We start from the raw sequence: 18,211 nt of genomic DNA on the forward strand, positions 1-18,211 counted from the left end.
GATAAAAGTAACACTTCCACTTTCGTTTGTGACTCTTATCTTTTTTGCTTATACTGTAAAGTAGTAGTGTCTTGTTGATATAGAAGGAGATTGTTTATGAGTAAAACGAAACAATTAATAGAGGAAGCAAGTAACTTTATTACTATTTGCTATAAGGAACTTAATAAAGAGCAATTAATAAAAGAGCGTATGGAAGAAATTTTAATAGAGATAGAAAAGACGGGCACGTATGAGCATACATTTGAAGAACTTGTTCATGGATCGCGAATGGCATGGCGCAATAGTAATCGATGTATCGGAAGACTATTTTGGAGTAAGATGCACATATTAGATGCACGTGAAGTAAATGATGAGGAAGGTGTATATAATGCATTAATTCATCATATTAAATATGCAACGAACGATGGGAAAGTTAAACCGACAATTACAATTTTTAAGCAATATCAAGGTGAAGAAAATAATATACGAATTTATAATCACCAATTGATTCGGTATGCAGGATATAAAACAGAAATAGGGGTGATTGGTGACTCTTATTCTACTGCGTTTACGGATTTTTGCCAGGAACTTGGATGGCAAGGAGAAGGTACGAATTTCGATGTATTGCCACTTGTTTTTTCTATAAACGGGAAGGCGCCTACATATAAAGAAATTCCGAGAGAAGAAGTAAAAGAAGTGCCAATTGAACACCCAGAATACCCGATTTCATCCCTTGGAGCAAAATGGTATGGGGTTCCAATGATTTCAGATATGCGCTTAGAAATTGGCGGTATTTCCTATACAGCCGCTCCGTTCAATGGATGGTATATGGGGACGGAGATTGGGGCACGTAACTTAGCGGATCATGATCGTTATAATTTACTGCCGGCTGTTGCGGAGATGATGGAGTTAGATACATCGAGAAACGGTACGTTATGGAAAGACAAGGCATTAATTGAGTTGAATATTGCTGTATTGCATTCCTTCAAAAAACAAGGAGTTAGTATTGTGGATCACCATACAGCTGCACAACAATTTCAACAATTTGAGAAGCAAGAAGCAGCATGTGGACGGGTTGTAACAGGCAATTGGGTGTGGCTCATTCCACCGCTGTCGCCAGCTACCACTCATATTTATCATAAACCGTATCCGAATGAAATTTTGAAGCCGAATTTCTTTCATAAATGATATTTAGTATAGTTTTTTATGCAAAATATAATTTTTTTAATTACTGTTACGTAGCAAATGGAAGTCTTTACTCTTGGTTATTTTTGGAAGGAGCTTTTTGAACCAAGGAGTTCCTTATGTTATAATCAAATTTCTGTTTCGAAGACCTTATAGAAATATAAGGTCTTTTGTTTTGCTTTTTTATGTAATAGGAATAGAAATTTTCTTTTAAATAAGGGATTTAGCATATTTTTAGGGACAACATAAGTGTGTAGAAAATCGATGAATTATTATGCTTATATAATCATTGTGTTTTGGGTGTAAACAATAAAACATAATAAAGTTGTTTTTTTAGATTGCTGAGGAAGGAGGAAGTGTAAATGAGAATGAAGAGTCGAAAAACGGATTGGCCTGTATTTCTTATTAGTGGTGGCTCACTTTTATTATTTGTAATTGCAGTTATTTTAAATAAAAGTTACGTAGAGGGAGTCATTAATAGCAGTTTTGCAGCTTCAATTAAATATTTTGGTGCCTTTTGGCAGGTTTTATTAATTGGTACATTTGTTGTTGCTATGTGTATGGCGTTCTCGAAATATGGGAGAGTTAAACTTGGGGGGCTAGAAAAACCTGAAATTAGTACGACAAAATGGCTCGCTATTATTATGTCTACATTACTTGCCGGAGGTGGCGTTTTTTGGGCAGCTGCCGAGCCGATGTACCATTTGATGACGGTGCCACCAATACATGAAGGTATAACTGCTGGAACGAAAGAAGCGGTAATGCCTGCTTTAGCACAAAGTTACATGCACTGGGGTTTCCTTGCTTGGACGATTTTAGGTACAATTAGTGCGGTAGTTATGATGTACGGACATTATCATAAAGGTATGCCGTTAAAACCTCGAACACTTTTATATCCTATTTTTGGAGAGAAATTGCGAAAGAGTTGGCTTGGAACAATGATCGATGTATTTGCCATTATTGCGGTAGCTGCAGGGACGATTGGCCCGATCGGATTTTTAGGACTACAAGCGAGTTATGGGTTACAAGCATTGTTTGGCATTCCTGATGTGTTTACTACTCAATTAGCGATTATTGTTTGTGTAGTAGCTGTTTCTACTATATCTGCGGTAACGGGAATTGATAAAGGGATTCAAATTATAAGTAATTTAAATGTTAGGTTAGCAGTTTTATTAATGGTATTCGTATTACTGTTTGGACCAGGTGGATTTATTATTGATTCATTTGTTTCTTCGTTTGGATTTTATATAAATGAATTTATTCCAATGAGCACATATCGTGGTGATACAGGTTGGTTAGGGTCGTGGACAATCTTTTTCTGGGGATGGTTTATTGGATATGGACCGATGATGGCAATTTTAGTGAGCCGTATTTCAAGAGGCAGAACAATCCGAGAAATCATCGTTGCAATTGGAATTATTGCACCTATTATTACAACGTTTTGGTTTACGATTTTGGGAGGATCAGGTGTATTTTATGAGTTAATGAAGCCTGGTTCTATTTCGACCGCATTAAGTGAATCTGATATGCCAGCGGCTATGATTGCAATTACAGAGCAACTGCCACTCTCTAATATTGTTGGACCGGCATTTCTTTTATTAACAATTTTATTTGTAGTGACAACAGGAGATTCAATGGCCTATTCGATTTCAATGGCAGTGACTGGAGATGGAAATCCTAGAATTAGTTTGCGAGTTTTTTGGTCGCTTATTATGGGCGCAGTTGCAGCGATTCTTTTATACATGGGTGAGGGAAGTATTAACGCCTTACAATCCTTCATTGTAGTGACGGCTGTTCCTGTATCCATTCTGTTATTCCCAATGCTGTGGCTTGCGCCTAAAGTTGCAGGGGAATTAGCATTAAAACAAGGTATTGTAAAAGAAGAAGATAAAACTTACTTCTTGTTCCAAAAAGCTAGTAAATCAAAATAAAAAATAAACAAATTGTATGTTTTATTTTATATAAAAAGAGGAAGCATTTTATTTGAGATGCTTCCTCTTTTCTATTTATCCAACTACTTTTCCTGAAGGGGATAGTACTCGAACAAACATTTCGTATAGTTTTAATCTATTCTATTCTAATACTTTATCTTTCGTCTCTGGGACACATAATAGCATCGTAACTAAACCAATTGGGTAGATACTGAAGATGAGAGATAGTGCTCCCATTAAATTGCCACCTGCGGCAAGTAAGCCGATAATAACAGGCCCAAATCCAGCTAAACCGCGTCCTGTTCCGAAAATAAAGTTCTCTGCTGTCGAGCGAGCTTCAGCAGGATAGTTTTCAGCTAAAACTGCTCCGAATCCTCCCATCATGCCATTGACAAAGAATCCAAGCAATGCACTTCCCCATAACAATAATGTTGAGTCTGTGAATAAGAAGAAGTAAATGAGACAGTATATAGTACCACCGACATAATAGATTGTAAAAGTTTTACGGCGACCAATTTTATCGGCTAGAATACCAAAAGTCGCAATTCCAATTAGCATGCCGATCGTAGAGATGAACATCCAACCGCTCGCTTTTGCTAATGTGTAGTTATATTTATTCGCTAAAATAGTTGGCATCCATGTGAAGATTCCATAATATCCGAAGTTCTGGATGAATGACATAATAATAAGACCAATTGTTGTTATCGTTACTTTTTTATTTGCAAATAACTTTCGAAGTGGGAACTTTTTCATTTGCTTTAGTTGTTCTGCCTCAGTAGTTGTTAAATTACCTTCAGCTTCTTTTTGTAACAATTCTTTTTTGTATCGTTGTTTTTGTTCCCATATTTTCGGTTCACTTAAACTTTTGCGGACGTAAACAGCTAGTAGAGCTGGAATGAGTCCAAATAAGAAAACAGCTCTCCATCCAAAATACGGGACGATAAATGCCGGAAGGAGTGAAGCGACTAGTACGCCAAATTGCCATCCAAGTGCAACAACGGATGTCGCCTTAGCGCGCATTTCTTTAGACCATGTTTCAGTTACGATGGCCATTCCAATCCCGAATTCACCACCAACTCCCATTCCAACTAAAAAGCGAAGAATTAATAATTGCCAATAATCTGTTGCGAAATAAATGAGTGCTGTTGCTAGTGAGAATAGTAAGATTGTGAAGGCCATCGTACGGATACGCCCAAATAAATCAGCAATAAATCCAAATAAATAAGACCCGATTAGCATTCCTATTGTGGTAGCTAATGTTAAGTTTCCACCTTCAACAGGGCTTAAATGAAATTCTTTTAAAATGTAGACGAGTACGAAAGATAAGAGCAACATATCTAAACCTTCTGCTGCATATCCTAGCGCAGAACCAAACAATGTTTTATATCTTTTCTCTTTTGTCTCCTCTGTTGATGATTGTACATTAGTAGTGACGTTCATCATTACTCCTCCTTATTTTCTTCTACAGTCGCTATGGAAGAATAACAAAAGGCCTTCTCACCTGATATGATGAGAAGGCCAAAAAAGCATACGTATCCCTAAAAAAGACCATACGTATAGTATATTCCGACTTCCTTCTCAACCTCACGGGGTTGGGTTAAAGGACTGTATTATATTACTTTATTTTTAGCACTCTTCTGTTAGATTGTCAAATAAAGTGGGAATTGTTATGTGTAAAATATTTCAAAAAGCATTTCATTCTTCTTGACTCCCGCTTCATTATTTTCCCATAATAAAACTAACTAATATAAAAAGGAATGAATCAAAGATGCTAAATTTAGTACTTATGATGATTGAACGTGTCGGACTTATTGTTATTTTAGGATTTTTACTTTCTCATATTAAAACGTTTAGGCGCCTTCTTCATAAGCAAGACGGATATGTAGATAAAATTAAGCTTATTTGTATTTTTTCAGTGTTTACAATTGTAAGCAATTACACAGGGATTGAAATAGCGGGAAATACGATTATGAATGAAAATTGGCTACAAGGTGTTTCTTCATCAAGTACAATTGCGAATACACGTATTATGGGTGTTGGAATTAGTGGATTGCTTGGCGGTCCTATCGTTGGAATTGGAGTAGGATCAATTGCTGGTATTCACCGTTATATGCTTGGTGGGACGACAGCGCTAAGTTGTGCCATCTCGTCAATTTTGGCAGGAGTTATAACGGGTTATATTGGATACATTTTCAAAAAATATAATCGCACAATTACACCTAAATTTTCAGCGATTTTAAGTGTCTTTATCGTTTCTTTAGAAATGGTTATGATTCTATTAATTGTAGAGGATGGAATTAGTATTGTGAAAACAATTGCGATACCGATGATCCTTGTGAATAGTTTCGGGAGTTTTATTTTACTTTCTATGATACAAGCCATTTTGCGTCAGGAAGAGAATGCAAAAGCTCTGCAAACACATAAAGTATTACGAATTGCTGATAAGACATTACCGTATTTTCGCCAAGGGTTAACAGAAGAGTCTTGTAAACATGTGGCACAAATTATTCACCGCTTTACGGGAACGGATGCGGTATCCTTAACAGATACAGAGAAAATCTTAGCTCACGTTGGATTAGCATCAGACCATCATATTCCTTCACACAGTTTAATAACAGGTTTATCAAAATCCGTATTAAAAACAGGGGAAATAATGAAAGCGAAGTCGCGTGAGATGATTAATTGTCAACATGAAGGGTGTCCATTACAAGCGGCAGTTGTTATTCCATTAACTTCACATGGAAATACGATAGGAACATTAAAACTTTATTTTAAAAACTCTAATCAATTAAGTCGTGTTGAAGAAGAGTTAGCGGAAGGGCTGGCGAAAATCTTCTCCACACAGCTTGAGTTAGGTGAAGCTGAGTTACAAAGTAAGTTATTGCAAGATGCCGAAATAAAAGCGCTGCAAGCACAAATCAATCCGCATTTTTTATTTAATGCGATTAATACGGTATCAGCTCTATGCCGAACAGATGTAGAGAAAGCGAGAAAATTATTATTGCAGCTTAGCGTTTATTTTCGTTGTAATTTGCAAGGGGCACGCCAATTACTTATTCCATTAGAACAAGAGTTGAATCATGTACATGCATATTTATCGTTAGAGCAAGCGAGATTTCCGAATAAGTATGAAGTGAAGATGTACATTGAAGAAGCGCTAAAGGTAACCTTAGTACCACCATTTGTGCTTCAGCTATTAGTTGAAAATGCATTACGCCATGCTTTTCCGAAAAAGCAGCCAGTGTGCCAAGTCGAGGTACATGTGTTTGAAAAAGAAGGGATGGTTCACTTTGAAGTAAAGGATAATGGACAAGGGATTGAGAGTGAACGTCTAGAGCAATTAGGAAAAATGGTAGTTCCATCAAAGAAAGGGACGGGAACAGCTTTATATAATATTAACGAACGACTTATCGGGTTATTTGGGAAAGAGACAATGCTTCAAATTGAAAGTGAATTAGAGCAAGGGACAGAGATCCTCTTTGTAATTCCGAAAAAAGTAGAGGAGGAAAAACGGAGTGTTAAAAGTATTAGTAGTTGATGATGAAATGTTAGCACGGGATGAATTGAAATATTTATTAGAGCAAACGAAAGAAGTAGAGATAATTGGTGAGGCGGATTGTGTAGAGGATGCATTAGAAGAATTAATGAAAAACAAACCAGATATTGTTTTTCTAGATATTCAATTATCTGATGATAACGGATTTGAAATCGCAAATATATTAAAGAAAATGAAAAATCCACCTTCAATTGTGTTTGCTACTGCATACGATCAATATGCGCTGCAAGCGTTTGAGGTAGATGCGTTAGATTACATTTTAAAGCCATTTGATGAAGAACGAATCGTACAGACATTAAAGAAATATAAAAAACAAAAGCAAATAAAATTAGAAACAAAGCAAGATGTAAAGAGTGTAGATGTAACGACCGAGATGCATAAATTAGCATTACCAATTGAGGAATCAATTGTACTTATTAATATTGAAGATATTGTTTATGTAGGGCTTGTAGATGGGAAAGTAGCTGTAAAAACAATGAAAGAAACATATGTAACACATGATACACTTGTGATTTTGGAAAAGAAATTACCGCAAACCATTTTTATGCGCGTTCACCGTAGTTTCATTACTAATATTAATCATATTTCTGAGATACAGCCGTGGTTTAATTCCACTTATAACTTAATTATGAAAGAGGGGTCTAAAGTCCCGGTTAGCCGTACATATGCAAAAGAACTCAAAAAGCTGCTTCGTATTTAAGCAGTAGCTTTTTGTATTTCATCTGCCTATATTTGTAACTAATTTTGTATATTTGACGTTCCGTTGTGTAAACGCTTACAGTTTTGTTTGTATCTTATACAATAAAGGTACCAAATCGAAAGAGGTGGCCAAAATGAGTACGAAAAAAGTATATAGTTTCTTATCACAAGCATTCATATTTTCAGCTATTATGTTAGTTTCTAATATTATTGCAACACATTTACCAATTCCGATGCCTTCATCGGTAATCGGGTTAGTTGTTTTATTTAGCCTATTATGTCTAAAGGTTATTAAATTGGAGCAAGTTGAATCACTCGGAACGGCTTTAACGGGGATTATCGGATTTCTTTTCGTCCCATCAGGTATTTCAGTTATTAATTCTCTTGGTGTAATGAGCCAATATTTCGTACAAATCTTAACCGTAATCGTTGTTGCAACACTTATTTTACTTGCTGTAACAGGTTTATTTGCACAATTAATTTTAGGTAAAGATGACAAAGAAACAAAAGATACAAAAGAGTTGAAAGTTGTAAACGAAGGAAGCAAACACGGAAAAGTTGCGTAACTATTTTAGACCATACATGGTTAGGAGGTAATGAACATGACAAGCACAATGACTCCATATTTCGGAATCGTCGTTTCATTAATTGCATACGGAATCGGAACATTTTTATTCAAACACTCAAAAGGATTCTTCTTATTTACACCACTATTCGTAGCAATGGTATTAGGGATTGTATTTTTAAAGGTAGGTAACTTTACTTTTGAAGAATATAATACTGGCGGGAAGATGATTAGTTTCTTTTTAGAGCCAGCAACCATCGCCTTTGCAATTCCATTATATAAACAAGTTGATAAGTTAAAAAAATATTGGTGGCAAATTTTATCGGCTATCGTGGTTGGATCTATTTGTTCCGTGGTTGTCGTGTTCATTGTCGCAAAAGCAATTGGTTTAGATACAGCTGTTATGAACTCGATGTTACCGCAGGCAGCAACAACAGCAATTGCATTACCAATATCTGAAAGTATCGGTGGTATTCCAGCAATTACATCATTTGCAGTTATCTTTAATGCAGTTATCGTATACGCATTAGGAGCTTTATTCTTAAAAACATTTAGAGTTAAACATCCGATCGCTAAAGGTTTGGCTCTTGGAACAGCGGGACATGCGTTAGGGGTTGCAGTAGGTATCGAAATGGGTGAAGTAGAAGCGGCTATGGCAAGTATAGCTGTGACAGTAGTTGGTGTTGTCACAGTGGTGGTTATTCCAATGTTCATTCCATTTATTGGATGATAAAACTTACTTAAAAAAATATAAAAGCAAGCTATTTGTAGGACGGATTTCTACTGATAGCTTGCTTTTTATGTTACAGTGGTGGTAAGACCTATTTTTAGGAGAGTAAAACTTTCCTTAAATCTTCATTAATACTGTGCATAATGCATTTTGAAATAGGTCATTGTATTGTAAAATAAGAAGTAACATAATATATTAGCACAATTAATGAGCGGTTAGGATTGAAGATAAATTGCTCGCAATGGCTTTAATATTAAAGGATAATTATAAGTAGAGAATAGAGAGAGATCTACTTGTTAACGTTTTACTTTATAGGACAGGAGAGAGTACTCGTCGATTATGCAAATAAAAAACCTGTTTCAAAGCAAAGGATTTCAGAGGTTAATCGTATTAGTATTACTTGCTCTCATATTGTATGGGATGCAAAGTATGTTAAATTTAATTTTAATTACGTTTATGCTGACGTATTTAATGGATCGATTCCAAAAGTTTATTTCTCGTAAATTAGATCATTTCATGCCAATTAATCGGAAAATTATTATAGCGCTTTTATATGTAATGTTAGTGGCTGGAATTGCCATTACGCTATTTAAATATTTACCGGTATTAACAATACAAATTTCACAATTGATTTATCAATTTAATGTATTTTTAAGAAATCCACCTGATAGTGAATTAATTAAGTATGCAGTTAATGCAGTTAATCATATGGAGCTTTCTAAATATGTGGGGCAAGGCGTAGACATTTTGTATAAATCTATTACGAATGTTGGGAAATTTGGCCTTCAAGTTTTACTTTCTGTAATTTTAAGCTTATTTTTCTTACTTGAAAAAGCACGTATCGTTGCTTTTACTTCGAAATTTAAAGAAAGTCGACTTGCAATTTTCTATAACGAAATAGAGTATTTTGGAAAGAAATTTGCACGTTCATTCGGAAAAGTAATCGAAGCACAATTTTTAATTGCAATTGTTAACTGTGTTTTATCTGTTATCGCATTATGGATATTAGGATTCCCGCAATTACTAGGTTTGGCGTTAATGATTTTCTTGCTTGGTTTAATTCCAGTCGCAGGTGTTATCATTTCGTTATTTCCACTTTGTATGATTGCTTACAACATCGGCGGTATTATGTATGTCGTTTATATTTTAGTTATCGTAACAGTAATTCATGCGCTTGAGAGCTACGTGTTGAACCCGAAATTTATGTCGCAAAAAACAAACTTACCAATCTTCTACACATTTATGGTATTAATTTTCTCAGAGCATTTCTTAGGTGTGTGGGGACTTATTATCGGTATTCCGATCTTCATTTTCTTATTAGATGTCTTAGATGTGACAAGTGATGAAATGGAGAAGGACGTTGGAAAAAAATAAAGTGAAGTAAGAAATGAAATGTACCCTATAAAGTGGATAATTTAACAAAAGAATTCTCCTTTGTATTTCATTAAAAATAATTTTGCTCATTTCCTGTATCTCACTTTTATCATCGTTTCCATTATAATGAGGAATGAGCGTGAAAATGCACCAAAACCCCAAATCATGGACTTTTTTAGTATCCACGATTTGGGGTTTAATTAAATAAAACACTTATTTATTATTAACTAATTAATTAATAATTAAATATCTCTATATATAATTTAATAAATTTATTTTGCGATCTTAAAATCCTTCTGGAAATGCTCTTGCTGCAAATTTAAATGAACCAACACCTCCATCATCAGTATATGCAGAGATGGTATATTTGCCACTTGATACCCAATCTGACCAACTAGTACTAAAGTAAAGAGTTTTTTGCGCCCCTGGACTTATACTTTCTTGATAAAGCGTATGGCCTGCTGAATTTATAAGTTTATAGCGTAAAGTACTTGGCCCCGTGTTTTGAATCCGAAATTTAAGATCATCGCCAGATTTATTCCAAAAATAACCGGACCCAGAGCCATGATCAAAGGAAACGGTTTGACTCCCTAATAATATTGATGATGAATACATGATGATTGAATCGTCACCATTTCCTAGCTGAATTTCTGTTACTTCAGGAGTTTTATTCATGTTCGTTTCTGGTACTGATGCTGCAGCTGTCCCTGTTCCAATTAAAGATAAAGCGATTGCTGGTAATACTAGTAACTTTTTCATTTCACAAACTCTCCTTTTAAAGTAAATTAATACACTCTATGATTTTATTTTCAACAAATGTATTTGCCATTTCATATTACTAGAATTAGAATTTAAAGCAAATATACAAATATTTATTTTGCTATTAATAAATAACACTTTCCATTTTCAAGATTCCTTAAAACCTCGTAAATAAAGTGAAACTTTAATCATTGGGGGGTACTGTCCTTTACAAAGGGGACAGATTAAAAAAGCATCGATGTTCGATGCTTTTTCTTTTATAACATCATGTTTCTTATGCCATACTGTAAGGAGAAGATAGAATAGGGGTGAAATAATGGCTGTAAATGAAAAGGTAGAGTTAGCTACATTTGCTGGAGGGTGCTTCTGGTGTATGGTTTCGCCATTTGAAGAGATGGAAGGGATTATAAAGGTTGTTTCTGGCTATACAGGTGGTCATAAAGAGAATCCAACGTATAAAGAAGTATGTTCAGAAACGACGGGACATTATGAGGCAGTACAAATTACATTTGACGCAAATAAAATGCCGTATGAAGAGTTATTAAATCTATATTGGAGACAAATTGATCCGACTGATGTAGGTGGGCAATTCCACGACCGCGGACAGTCTTACGAAACAGTGATTTTTTATCACAATGAAGAACAACATAAAAAAGCGGTGGCTTCAAAAGAAGAGCTTGCAAAGAGCGGGCGCTTTTCAAAGCCGATTGCGACAAAAATATTGCCAGCTACTACTTTTTATCCGGCAGAGGAATATCACCAAGGATATCATAAGAAAAATGAATTCCGCTACGAGTTATACCGTAAGGGCTCAGGGCGAGATGCGTTTATTAAGCAACATTGGCCAAAAGATAATGCTCATTTAAAGGGAAAACTGAATGAGATGCAATTTTATGTAACACAGGAAAATGGAACTGAACCGCCTTTTCAAAATGAATACTGGAATCATAAAGAGGAAGGTCTTTATGTAGAAATCGTTTCAGGGGAACCGTTATTTACTTCTTTAGATAAATTTGATAGCGGCTGCGGATGGCCAAGTTTTACGAAACCGGTTATGGCAGCTAGCGTGAAAGAAAAAATGGATGTTAGTCATAATATGACGCGCACGGAAGTGAGAAGTAAGGAAGGCGATTCACATCTAGGGCATGTATTCCCAGATGGTCCAGGACCAAATGGACTTCGCTATTGTATAAATTCAGCGGCCCTTCGATTTATCCCGAAAGGGGAGTTAGAGAAAGAAGGATATGGTGATTTTTTAATTTTGTTTGGAAATAAAAAATAACCTCGCAGTTAGCGAGGTTATTTTTTTAGTTTATTTTACTTTTTTCTTTTTAAATTTGCTTAGTGCTTCATAAACGATTGGAACAATAAGAAGTGTTAATAACGTTGAACTTGTTAATCCACCAATTACGGTTACACCTAGTCCTTTAGAAATTAAGCCGCTGCCTTCAAATCCTAATGCAAGCGGGATAAGAGCCCCTATTGTTGCAATGGCAGTCATTAAAATAGGACGTAGGCGTGTTGCACCGGCTTCTAGTAATGCTTCGCGTGTGGATAAACCTTCATTTTCTTTATGAATAACGCGGTCAATAAGCACGATTGCGTTCGTTACAACGATACCGATTAACATAAGCGCACCAATCATTGCAGATACACTTAACGTCTCACCAGAGATTAGCAAGGCAACGAGTGCACCAATGATTGTGAATGGTAGCGAGAATAAGATTGCAAATGGTGCAAGGGCACCGCCAAATGTAACGACAAGAACGAAGTATACAATGGCAATCGCAGCTAACATCGCTAAGCCAAGTTGTTTGAATGATTCTTGAATATCTTTTGTAACGCCTCCCATAGAAACGTCCACACCAGAAGGAAGGTCCATTTTATCTACTTCTTTTTGAACTGCAGCAGATGCTTTTGAAACGTCATCCGATGTTAATTTCGCACTAACTTCTGCATAAACGCGACCATCACGATGTTTTACTGTATTAGAAGTTTCACCTTCTTTTACAGTCATTACATCTTTCACAGCCACTTCATTACCAAGTGGTGTTGTAATTTTACGATTTGTTAAGTCATCGATTGTTTCATAATTTTGTTTGTCAGTTTCTACATATACATTGACATCTTTACCGTCTTTTTTAATTGTTGTCAGAACAGGGCGATCATGTTGATTAGAAAGTCCCATTCCAATTTGCGCAGCCGTTAGACCCATTTTACTTAGTTTTTCCTGATCTGCTACTAAAGTGTACTCTGCATATGTTTTTGCAATACTAGAGTCTACATCTTTTAAGTCTTTATTTTTCTTCATGATATTTTGAATATCTTTTACGACAGGCTTAATGTCTTCAGAGCTGTCTCCGTAAACGTATAGTTTAATTTCGTTACTACCGCCACTTGCTCCGAAATCTTGGTTTTTCCATTCGCCTTTGCCAGACATCTTTTGTAAATCTTTAACGACTTGTTCTTTCTCTTTTTCGAAGTTTTTCGTGTCGTTATTATATTGAACGAAGAACATAGCTTGATTTGATTGGCCAGGGCTCATTGGGTTTTCTCCGCCTAATGAGAACTGAATTGTTTTCACTTCTTTTTTATCTTGGAAGTGCTTCTCAGCTTTTGTTGCAATTTTTTCAACGTCTTCTAACGTTTGACCTGGCTCAGGATTGTACGTTGCGATAATCATTTTTTCTTCTTCAGATGGTAAGAAACTTACACCGATAATTGGCACAAGTGCGAGGCTACCAACTAATAGAAGGACAGCGATACTTGATGTAATGATTTTATGATTTAAAGCCCATTCAAGTATACGTTTATAACCATTTGCTAATTTACTTGGTTTTTCTTCGTGATGTACTTCTTTTTCCCTCATGCTCTCTTTCTTGAATAAGGAGTGAGCTAGCATTGGTACGATTGTAACGGCCACTAGTAACGATGCTAATAAAGCGAAGACGATAGTTAAGGCAAATGGTAAGAACATTTCACCAATCATACCTTTTACAAGTCCAAGTGGTAAGAATACAGCAATTGTTACAATGGTAGAAGACATAATCGGGATAAACATTTCCTTCGTAGCTTCACGAATTAAATCTTTCCCGCGTAATTTTTCTTCTGATAACGACATGCGTCGGTAAATATTTTCAATAACAACAATTGAGTCATCGACAACACGGCCGATAGCGACTGTCATTGCTCCAAGTGTCATAATGTTAAGTGTAATATCCATTTGTTTTATTACTAAAACAGCAATTAATAAAGAAAGTGGTATAGAAACGACAGAGATTAGTGTTGTTCGAATGTTTCGTAGGAACAACATAATAATAACAATCGCAAAGATAGCACCGAAAATTGCTTTGCTCAGCATTGTTTCAACTGATTTCTCAATAGGTGCGCCTTGGTCGAATGTTGAAATAATCTCTAAGTCTTTATATTTTTTCTCAAGGTCTTTTACTTTATCTTTAACTGCATTTACAACATCAACTGTATTCGCATCAGCAGCCTTCACAATTTGAATTCCGATTGCTTCTTTTCCATTCGTTCGAGAAATAGATTCTGCTTTCCCAACTTCTTTAATGTCAGCAATTTCGTCTAATGTAACTGTTGGAATTCCATTCATAGCGGCTGGATTCATTTGCGGCGTTTGTGCACCAGCTCCAGCATTTTGACTACCTTGAGCGCTAGGTGATGAAGGTACAGCTGGGATTTTTAGCTCTTTTAATGCTTTAATCGTTGTAATATTTCCATCTACAACAACTGATTTTTCCGTGTCTTTAAATGTATATAAGCCAAGTGGTAAAGATACATCCGATCCTTTAATCACATTTTTTACAGTATCTTCACTTAAACCTAATTCTTTCATCTTATCTTTCTTGAAGACAAGTTGTACTTCATCTACTTGTTGACCTGAAATTTGAACAGATGCAACACCATCAAGTCCTTTTAATCCTGGAACAACATTTTTTTCTACATTTTCTGTTAACGTAGCTAAAGATTCATTGTTACTTGCTACGCTTAACGAAATAACAGGAAAAGCATTAAAGTTTACTCGAGAAACTCTCGGCTCTTTTACGCCTTCAGGAAGTTTCGCGTTCGCGAGAGCTTCTTTAATTTCTGTTTCGGCCTTTTCCATATTTTTATCAAAATCATACTCTACTTGAATAGAAGATGCGTTTTGAAAAGATGATGAACTAACAACGTTTACACCGCTTAAATTTTGCAGTTGCTCTTCCATCGGTTTTGAAACTTTGTCAGCTACTTCTTCTGGTGTAGCACCAGGATAAACCGTAGTTACTGTTACAACAGGTGTTGTAATATCAGGAATTGTTTCCAGCTTCATGTTAAGCCCAGAATAAATCCCTGCAATGGTAACAATAATGGTTAGTAGCCAAACCGCGAACTTATTTTTTAATGAGAAATTGATGATTTTGTTCATGTTTGCGCTCCCTTTTTATTGTATTGACCAACTGGTCAGTCTAATACATAATATAACTGACTGATTGGTCAGTCGTCAATGAAAAGAGATGGTATAATAAATTGAAACTATAAGGGGAGAGACTTTTTATTATTCCTTACTGAATCATTAGCTTTTATTAATGGAGCTTTTAGGTAAGTAGTAGGCCTAAAAATAACTTTTTGACCCGCTATTGAGGTAGGGGTTTTGCTACTTGCTAATATAAGATTAAATTTACATTTACATAAGATGCGAAATTAAGTTTAGGAGAGAAGATATGATATGAAAGAAAAAGAGCGCTTAATTATAGAGATGGCTATGAAGTTATTTGCGACTAAGGGTGTAAGTGCAACGTCAGTACAAGAGATTGTCACATCTTGTGGTATATCAAAAGGGGCTTTTTATTTGTATTTTAAATCGAAAGATGAGCTTTTATTAGCGACACTTCGATATTATTATGACAAAATCCAAAAGAAAATGCTGGATATTGAAAAAGAGTCTTTATTACCACGTGAAAAATTTGAAAAGCAGTTATATTTTCAGTTTACTGATGTGCAAAAACATAAAGAATTTATTATTATGCATGCAAGAGAAAATGCTATTCCGTTTAATAAAGAAGTAGAAGAGTTTATGATACGGATGAAGTTAGAATCTCATGCATTTTATCGGAATAGCTTATTGTCTATTTATGGTGAAACGGTCAGTCCATATTTATTAGATTTGGTAATTATGGTGGAAGGGATATGCCACGGTTATTTACAATTGATTATTTTAAATGAACCGGAAATTGATTTCTCTCATGTTGCTTCCTTTATTTTAAAAAGAGTAGACGATTTAGTAGAAGGGCTTCTAGATTCTTCGGAGGAGCCGGTTTTAAATGAAGAAAAGATTGGGGAGCTTTTTTGTAGCTCAGAGCTTATTAAAGAACAGGTGAAAGAGCACTTTTTAAATGAAATTATTATATTAAAACGAACATTAGCAGACCAACTGGAAAATGATGAGGTTTTAGTCACTTTAGATGTTTTAGAATCAGAAATGAGAGTTCAAAATCCTAGGATTCCAGTGGTTCGAGGGATGTTAGCGAATTTGGAAGCATATAATGATTTGAAGGATTTTAGAGTAAGGTTAGCTCGATATTATAATATCGAGTTGAAATAATGAAATGTTAGTTTAATCTTTTCGTCGTACTGGCCTGAAGCTAATGAAAGTTTCATTATTATAAAAAAATCCGTTCCTAGAAAGTACTTTCTAGGAACGGATTTTATTTTACAATTATAATGAAAGAATTTAAGGCTTATTTATTTTGTTCTGCCCACTCTTCAACATTCCAAGTTTTTGTAATCCAACCTTCATAAAATTCTGGTTCATGACATACAAGAAGGATCGTCCCTTTATATGCTTTCAGAGCTTTTTGAAGTTCTTCCTTTGCTGTAACGTCAAGATGGTTTGTTGGCTCATCGAATAGGATCCAGTTACTTTCTTCACCCATTAGCTTACATAAACGAACTTTTGCTTGTTCGCCACCACTTAATTGATTTAGCGGGCGAGAGATATGCTCATTTTTTAATCCGCATTTCGCTAACATTGCACGAATTTGATGTTGGTCCATGCTAGGGAATGTGTTCCAAACATCATCAATTGGTGTTATATTATCCGCTTTTACTTCTTGCTCAAAGTATGCAGGCTCTAAGAAGTCACCAAGACTTGTTTTACCGCTTAAAGGTTTAATTCTTCCTAAAATCGTTTTTAGTAATGTTGATTTACCGACACCATTACAACCAACGATGGCAATTTTTTCACCGCGTTCAATTGTCATTGTTAGTTTTGGTAATAATGGATGTGTATATCCGATCTCTACATCTTCGCCTTCAAAGACGAAACGACTACTTGCACGAGATTCCTTAAATGAGAATTCCGGCTTAATTGCTGTTTCAGGACGATCAATACGCTCCATGCGATCAAGTTGTTTTTGACGACTCTTTGCACGACCTGTCGTTGAATAACGAGCCTTGTTCTTCGCAATAAAGTCTTCTTGCTTTTTAATAAACTCTTTCTGTTTTTCATAAGCATTTATATGTTGATTTTTATTAATTTCTGCTAGTTCTAGGAATTTTTCATATGTCGCTGTATAACGCGTCATTTTTGTAAATTCTAGATGGAAAATAACATCGACACATTTATTCATAAATTCCGTATCATGGGAAATTAATAGGAATGCATGTGGGTATTCCTTTAAATAAGTTGTTAACCAATGAATATGTTCAACATCTAAATAGTTAGTAGGCTCATCTAATAGTAATACTTCTGGTTGTTCAAGTAATAATTTTGCTAGTAATACTTTTGTACGTTGTCCACCACTTAATGCAGCAACATCACGGTCTAAACCGATTGCATCAATTCCAAGACCACGTGCCGCTTCTTCAATTTTAATATCTAATAAATAAAAACCACCTGCTTCGAGGGCATCTTGTATTTCCGCCATCTCCTCAAGAAGTTCCTCTAATTCTTCTGGTGTTGCAGTTCCCATTTTTTCTGCAACTTCATTTAAAGCTTTTTCTTTTTCAAATAAAGGTAAAAATGCGTCAGCTAATACATCACGAATTGTGCGACCAGGTGTTAAAATTGTATGCTGGTCTAAGTAACTGTAATTTGTACCAGGTGTCCATTCTACACGGCCCTCATCATGGATAAGTTGACCAGTAATAATATTCATAAATGTTGATTTGCCTACACCGTTTGCACCGACTAATCCAACATGTTCCCCTGCTAGTAAACGCATGGATACATCTTTAAATAATGTGCGATCGCCAAATGTATGGCCTAATTTCTCGACTGTTAATAAGCTCATAGTATCCTCCGTCCATTTCGAAATAGTGTCTTGAATCATGATACTAAATTATTGAGTATAATGCTATCCTTTCAAAATGTATATTTTTGCAAGATTAACATTGCGTTGCTTCTGGGGAAATATAGAGTGTAATTGAAA

13 protein-coding genes and 1 pseudogene are annotated in these 18,211 nt (G+C 35.4%); 10 read left to right on the forward strand and 4 right to left on the reverse strand.

Annotated elements, in window-relative coordinates; all coding sequences use genetic code 11:
- Positions 1-96: 96 nt before the first annotated feature.
- Positions 97-1,167 carry a nitric oxide synthase oxygenase gene (locus JDS80_RS10275; protein ID WP_199638320.1) on the forward strand — a complete coding sequence of 357 codons (1,071 nt, stop codon included), beginning with the start codon at positions 97-99 and terminating at the stop codon, positions 1,165-1,167.
- A 359-nt stretch (positions 1,168-1,526) separates the two neighbouring features.
- The gene (locus JDS80_RS10280) at positions 1,527-3,095 is read left to right on the forward strand and encodes a BCCT family transporter (RefSeq protein ID WP_199638322.1); all 1,569 of its coding nucleotides are present in this window, start codon (positions 1,527-1,529) and stop codon (positions 3,093-3,095) included.
- Positions 3,096-3,236: 141 nt separating this feature from the next.
- Here JDS80_RS10280 and JDS80_RS10285 read toward each other — a convergent pair whose 3' ends face one another.
- Positions 3,237-4,535: an MFS transporter gene (locus tag JDS80_RS10285; RefSeq protein WP_199638324.1), complete on the reverse strand. Its 1,299-nt coding sequence runs from the start codon at positions 4,533-4,535 to the stop codon at positions 3,237-3,239.
- 328 nt (positions 4,536-4,863) lie between these two features.
- On the opposite strand from JDS80_RS10285, the gene lytS reads away from it, so the two are divergent.
- The 5 genes from lytS (at position 4,864) to JDS80_RS10310 (ending at position 10,019) form a co-directional block, all read left to right on the forward strand.
- Positions 4,864-6,633: a two-component system sensor histidine kinase LytS gene (lytS, locus tag JDS80_RS10290; RefSeq protein WP_199638326.1), complete on the forward strand. Its 1,770-nt coding sequence runs from the start codon at positions 4,864-4,866 to the stop codon at positions 6,631-6,633.
- A complete protein-coding gene (locus tag JDS80_RS10295) occupies positions 6,611-7,351 on the forward strand; it encodes a LytR/AlgR family response regulator transcription factor (protein WP_071770510.1) in 741 nt (246 codons plus the stop codon). The genes lytS and JDS80_RS10295 overlap by 23 nt, the downstream gene beginning before the upstream one ends.
- A 133-nt stretch (positions 7,352-7,484) precedes the next feature.
- A complete protein-coding gene (gene lrgA, locus JDS80_RS10300; protein ID WP_199638328.1) occupies positions 7,485-7,916 on the forward strand; it encodes an antiholin-like murein hydrolase modulator LrgA in 432 nt (143 codons plus the stop codon).
- 36 nt (positions 7,917-7,952) lie between these two features.
- A complete protein-coding gene (lrgB, locus tag JDS80_RS10305; RefSeq protein WP_071151678.1) occupies positions 7,953-8,645 on the forward strand; it encodes an antiholin-like protein LrgB in 693 nt (230 codons plus the stop codon).
- 339 nt (positions 8,646-8,984) lie between these two features.
- Positions 8,985-10,019 (forward strand): AI-2E family transporter, encoded by a 1,035-nt coding sequence (locus tag JDS80_RS10310; RefSeq protein WP_199638330.1) that lies wholly within the window; start codon positions 8,985-8,987, stop codon positions 10,017-10,019.
- Positions 10,020-10,304: 285 nt separating this feature from the next.
- Here JDS80_RS10310 and JDS80_RS10315 read toward each other — a convergent pair whose 3' ends face one another.
- A complete protein-coding gene (locus JDS80_RS10315; RefSeq protein WP_199638332.1) occupies positions 10,305-10,778 on the reverse strand; it encodes a hypothetical protein in 474 nt (157 codons plus the stop codon).
- A gap of 316 nt (positions 10,779-11,094) precedes the next feature.
- On the opposite strand from JDS80_RS10315, the pseudogene msrA reads away from it, so the two are divergent.
- Together msrA and msrB are read left to right on the forward strand one after the other, a co-directional pair.
- Positions 11,095-11,562 (forward strand): annotated as a pseudogene (gene msrA / locus JDS80_RS31420) (peptide-methionine (S)-S-oxide reductase MsrA); the annotation flags it as partial.
- 45 nt (positions 11,563-11,607) lie between these two features.
- Positions 11,608-12,060, forward strand: a complete 453-nt coding sequence (gene msrB, locus JDS80_RS31425; RefSeq protein WP_346011362.1) for a peptide-methionine (R)-S-oxide reductase MsrB — start codon at positions 11,608-11,610, stop codon at positions 12,058-12,060.
- A 30-nt stretch (positions 12,061-12,090) separates the two neighbouring features.
- Here msrB and JDS80_RS10325 read toward each other — a convergent pair whose 3' ends face one another.
- Entirely contained in the window at positions 12,091-15,207 is a 3,117-nt protein-coding gene (locus tag JDS80_RS10325; protein ID WP_199638336.1) for an efflux RND transporter permease subunit, read from the reverse strand.
- A 300-nt stretch (positions 15,208-15,507) separates the two neighbouring features.
- On the opposite strand from JDS80_RS10325, the gene JDS80_RS10330 reads away from it, so the two are divergent.
- Positions 15,508-16,383, forward strand: coding sequence for a TetR/AcrR family transcriptional regulator (locus JDS80_RS10330; protein ID WP_199638338.1), 876 nt, complete (start codon positions 15,508-15,510; stop codon positions 16,381-16,383).
- Positions 16,384-16,519: 136 nt separating this feature from the next.
- Here JDS80_RS10330 and JDS80_RS10335 read toward each other — a convergent pair whose 3' ends face one another.
- Positions 16,520-18,073 (reverse strand): ABC-F family ATP-binding cassette domain-containing protein, encoded by a 1,554-nt coding sequence (locus tag JDS80_RS10335; RefSeq protein WP_199638340.1) that lies wholly within the window; start codon positions 18,071-18,073, stop codon positions 16,520-16,522.
- Positions 18,074-18,211: the final 138 nt, after the last annotated feature.

It is taken from the genome of Bacillus cereus group sp. N8, assembly GCF_016483685.1.
GTDB classification, from domain to species: domain Bacteria; phylum Bacillota; class Bacilli; order Bacillales; family Bacillaceae_G; genus Bacillus_A; species Bacillus_A proteolyticus.

Bases quoted from the DNA above. Each gene is read 5' to 3' on its own strand.
- JDS80_RS10275 (WP_199638320.1), top strand. From the start codon at position 97: ATGAGTAAAACGAAACAATTAATAGAGGAAGCAAGTAACTTTATTACT.
- JDS80_RS10280 (WP_199638322.1), top strand. From the start codon at position 1,527: ATGAGAATGAAGAGTCGAAAAACGGATTGGCCTGTATTTCTTATTAGT.
- JDS80_RS10285 (WP_199638324.1), bottom strand. From the start codon at position 4,535: ATGAACGTCACTACTAATGTACAATCATCAACAGAGGAGACAAAAGAG.
- lytS (WP_199638326.1), top strand. From the start codon at position 4,864: ATGCTAAATTTAGTACTTATGATGATTGAACGTGTCGGACTTATTGTT.
- lrgA (WP_199638328.1), top strand. From the start codon at position 7,485: ATGAGTACGAAAAAAGTATATAGTTTCTTATCACAAGCATTCATATTT.
- lrgB (WP_071151678.1), top strand. From the start codon at position 7,953: ATGACAAGCACAATGACTCCATATTTCGGAATCGTCGTTTCATTAATT.
- JDS80_RS10310 (WP_199638330.1), top strand. From the start codon at position 8,985: ATGCAAATAAAAAACCTGTTTCAAAGCAAAGGATTTCAGAGGTTAATC.
- JDS80_RS10315 (WP_199638332.1), bottom strand. From the start codon at position 10,778: ATGAAAAAGTTACTAGTATTACCAGCAATCGCTTTATCTTTAATTGGA.
- JDS80_RS10325 (WP_199638336.1), bottom strand. From the start codon at position 15,207: ATGAACAAAATCATCAATTTCTCATTAAAAAATAAGTTCGCGGTTTGG.
- JDS80_RS10330 (WP_199638338.1), top strand. From the start codon at position 15,508: ATGAAAGAAAAAGAGCGCTTAATTATAGAGATGGCTATGAAGTTATTT.
- JDS80_RS10335 (WP_199638340.1), bottom strand. From the start codon at position 18,073: ATGAGCTTATTAACAGTCGAGAAATTAGGCCATACATTTGGCGATCGC.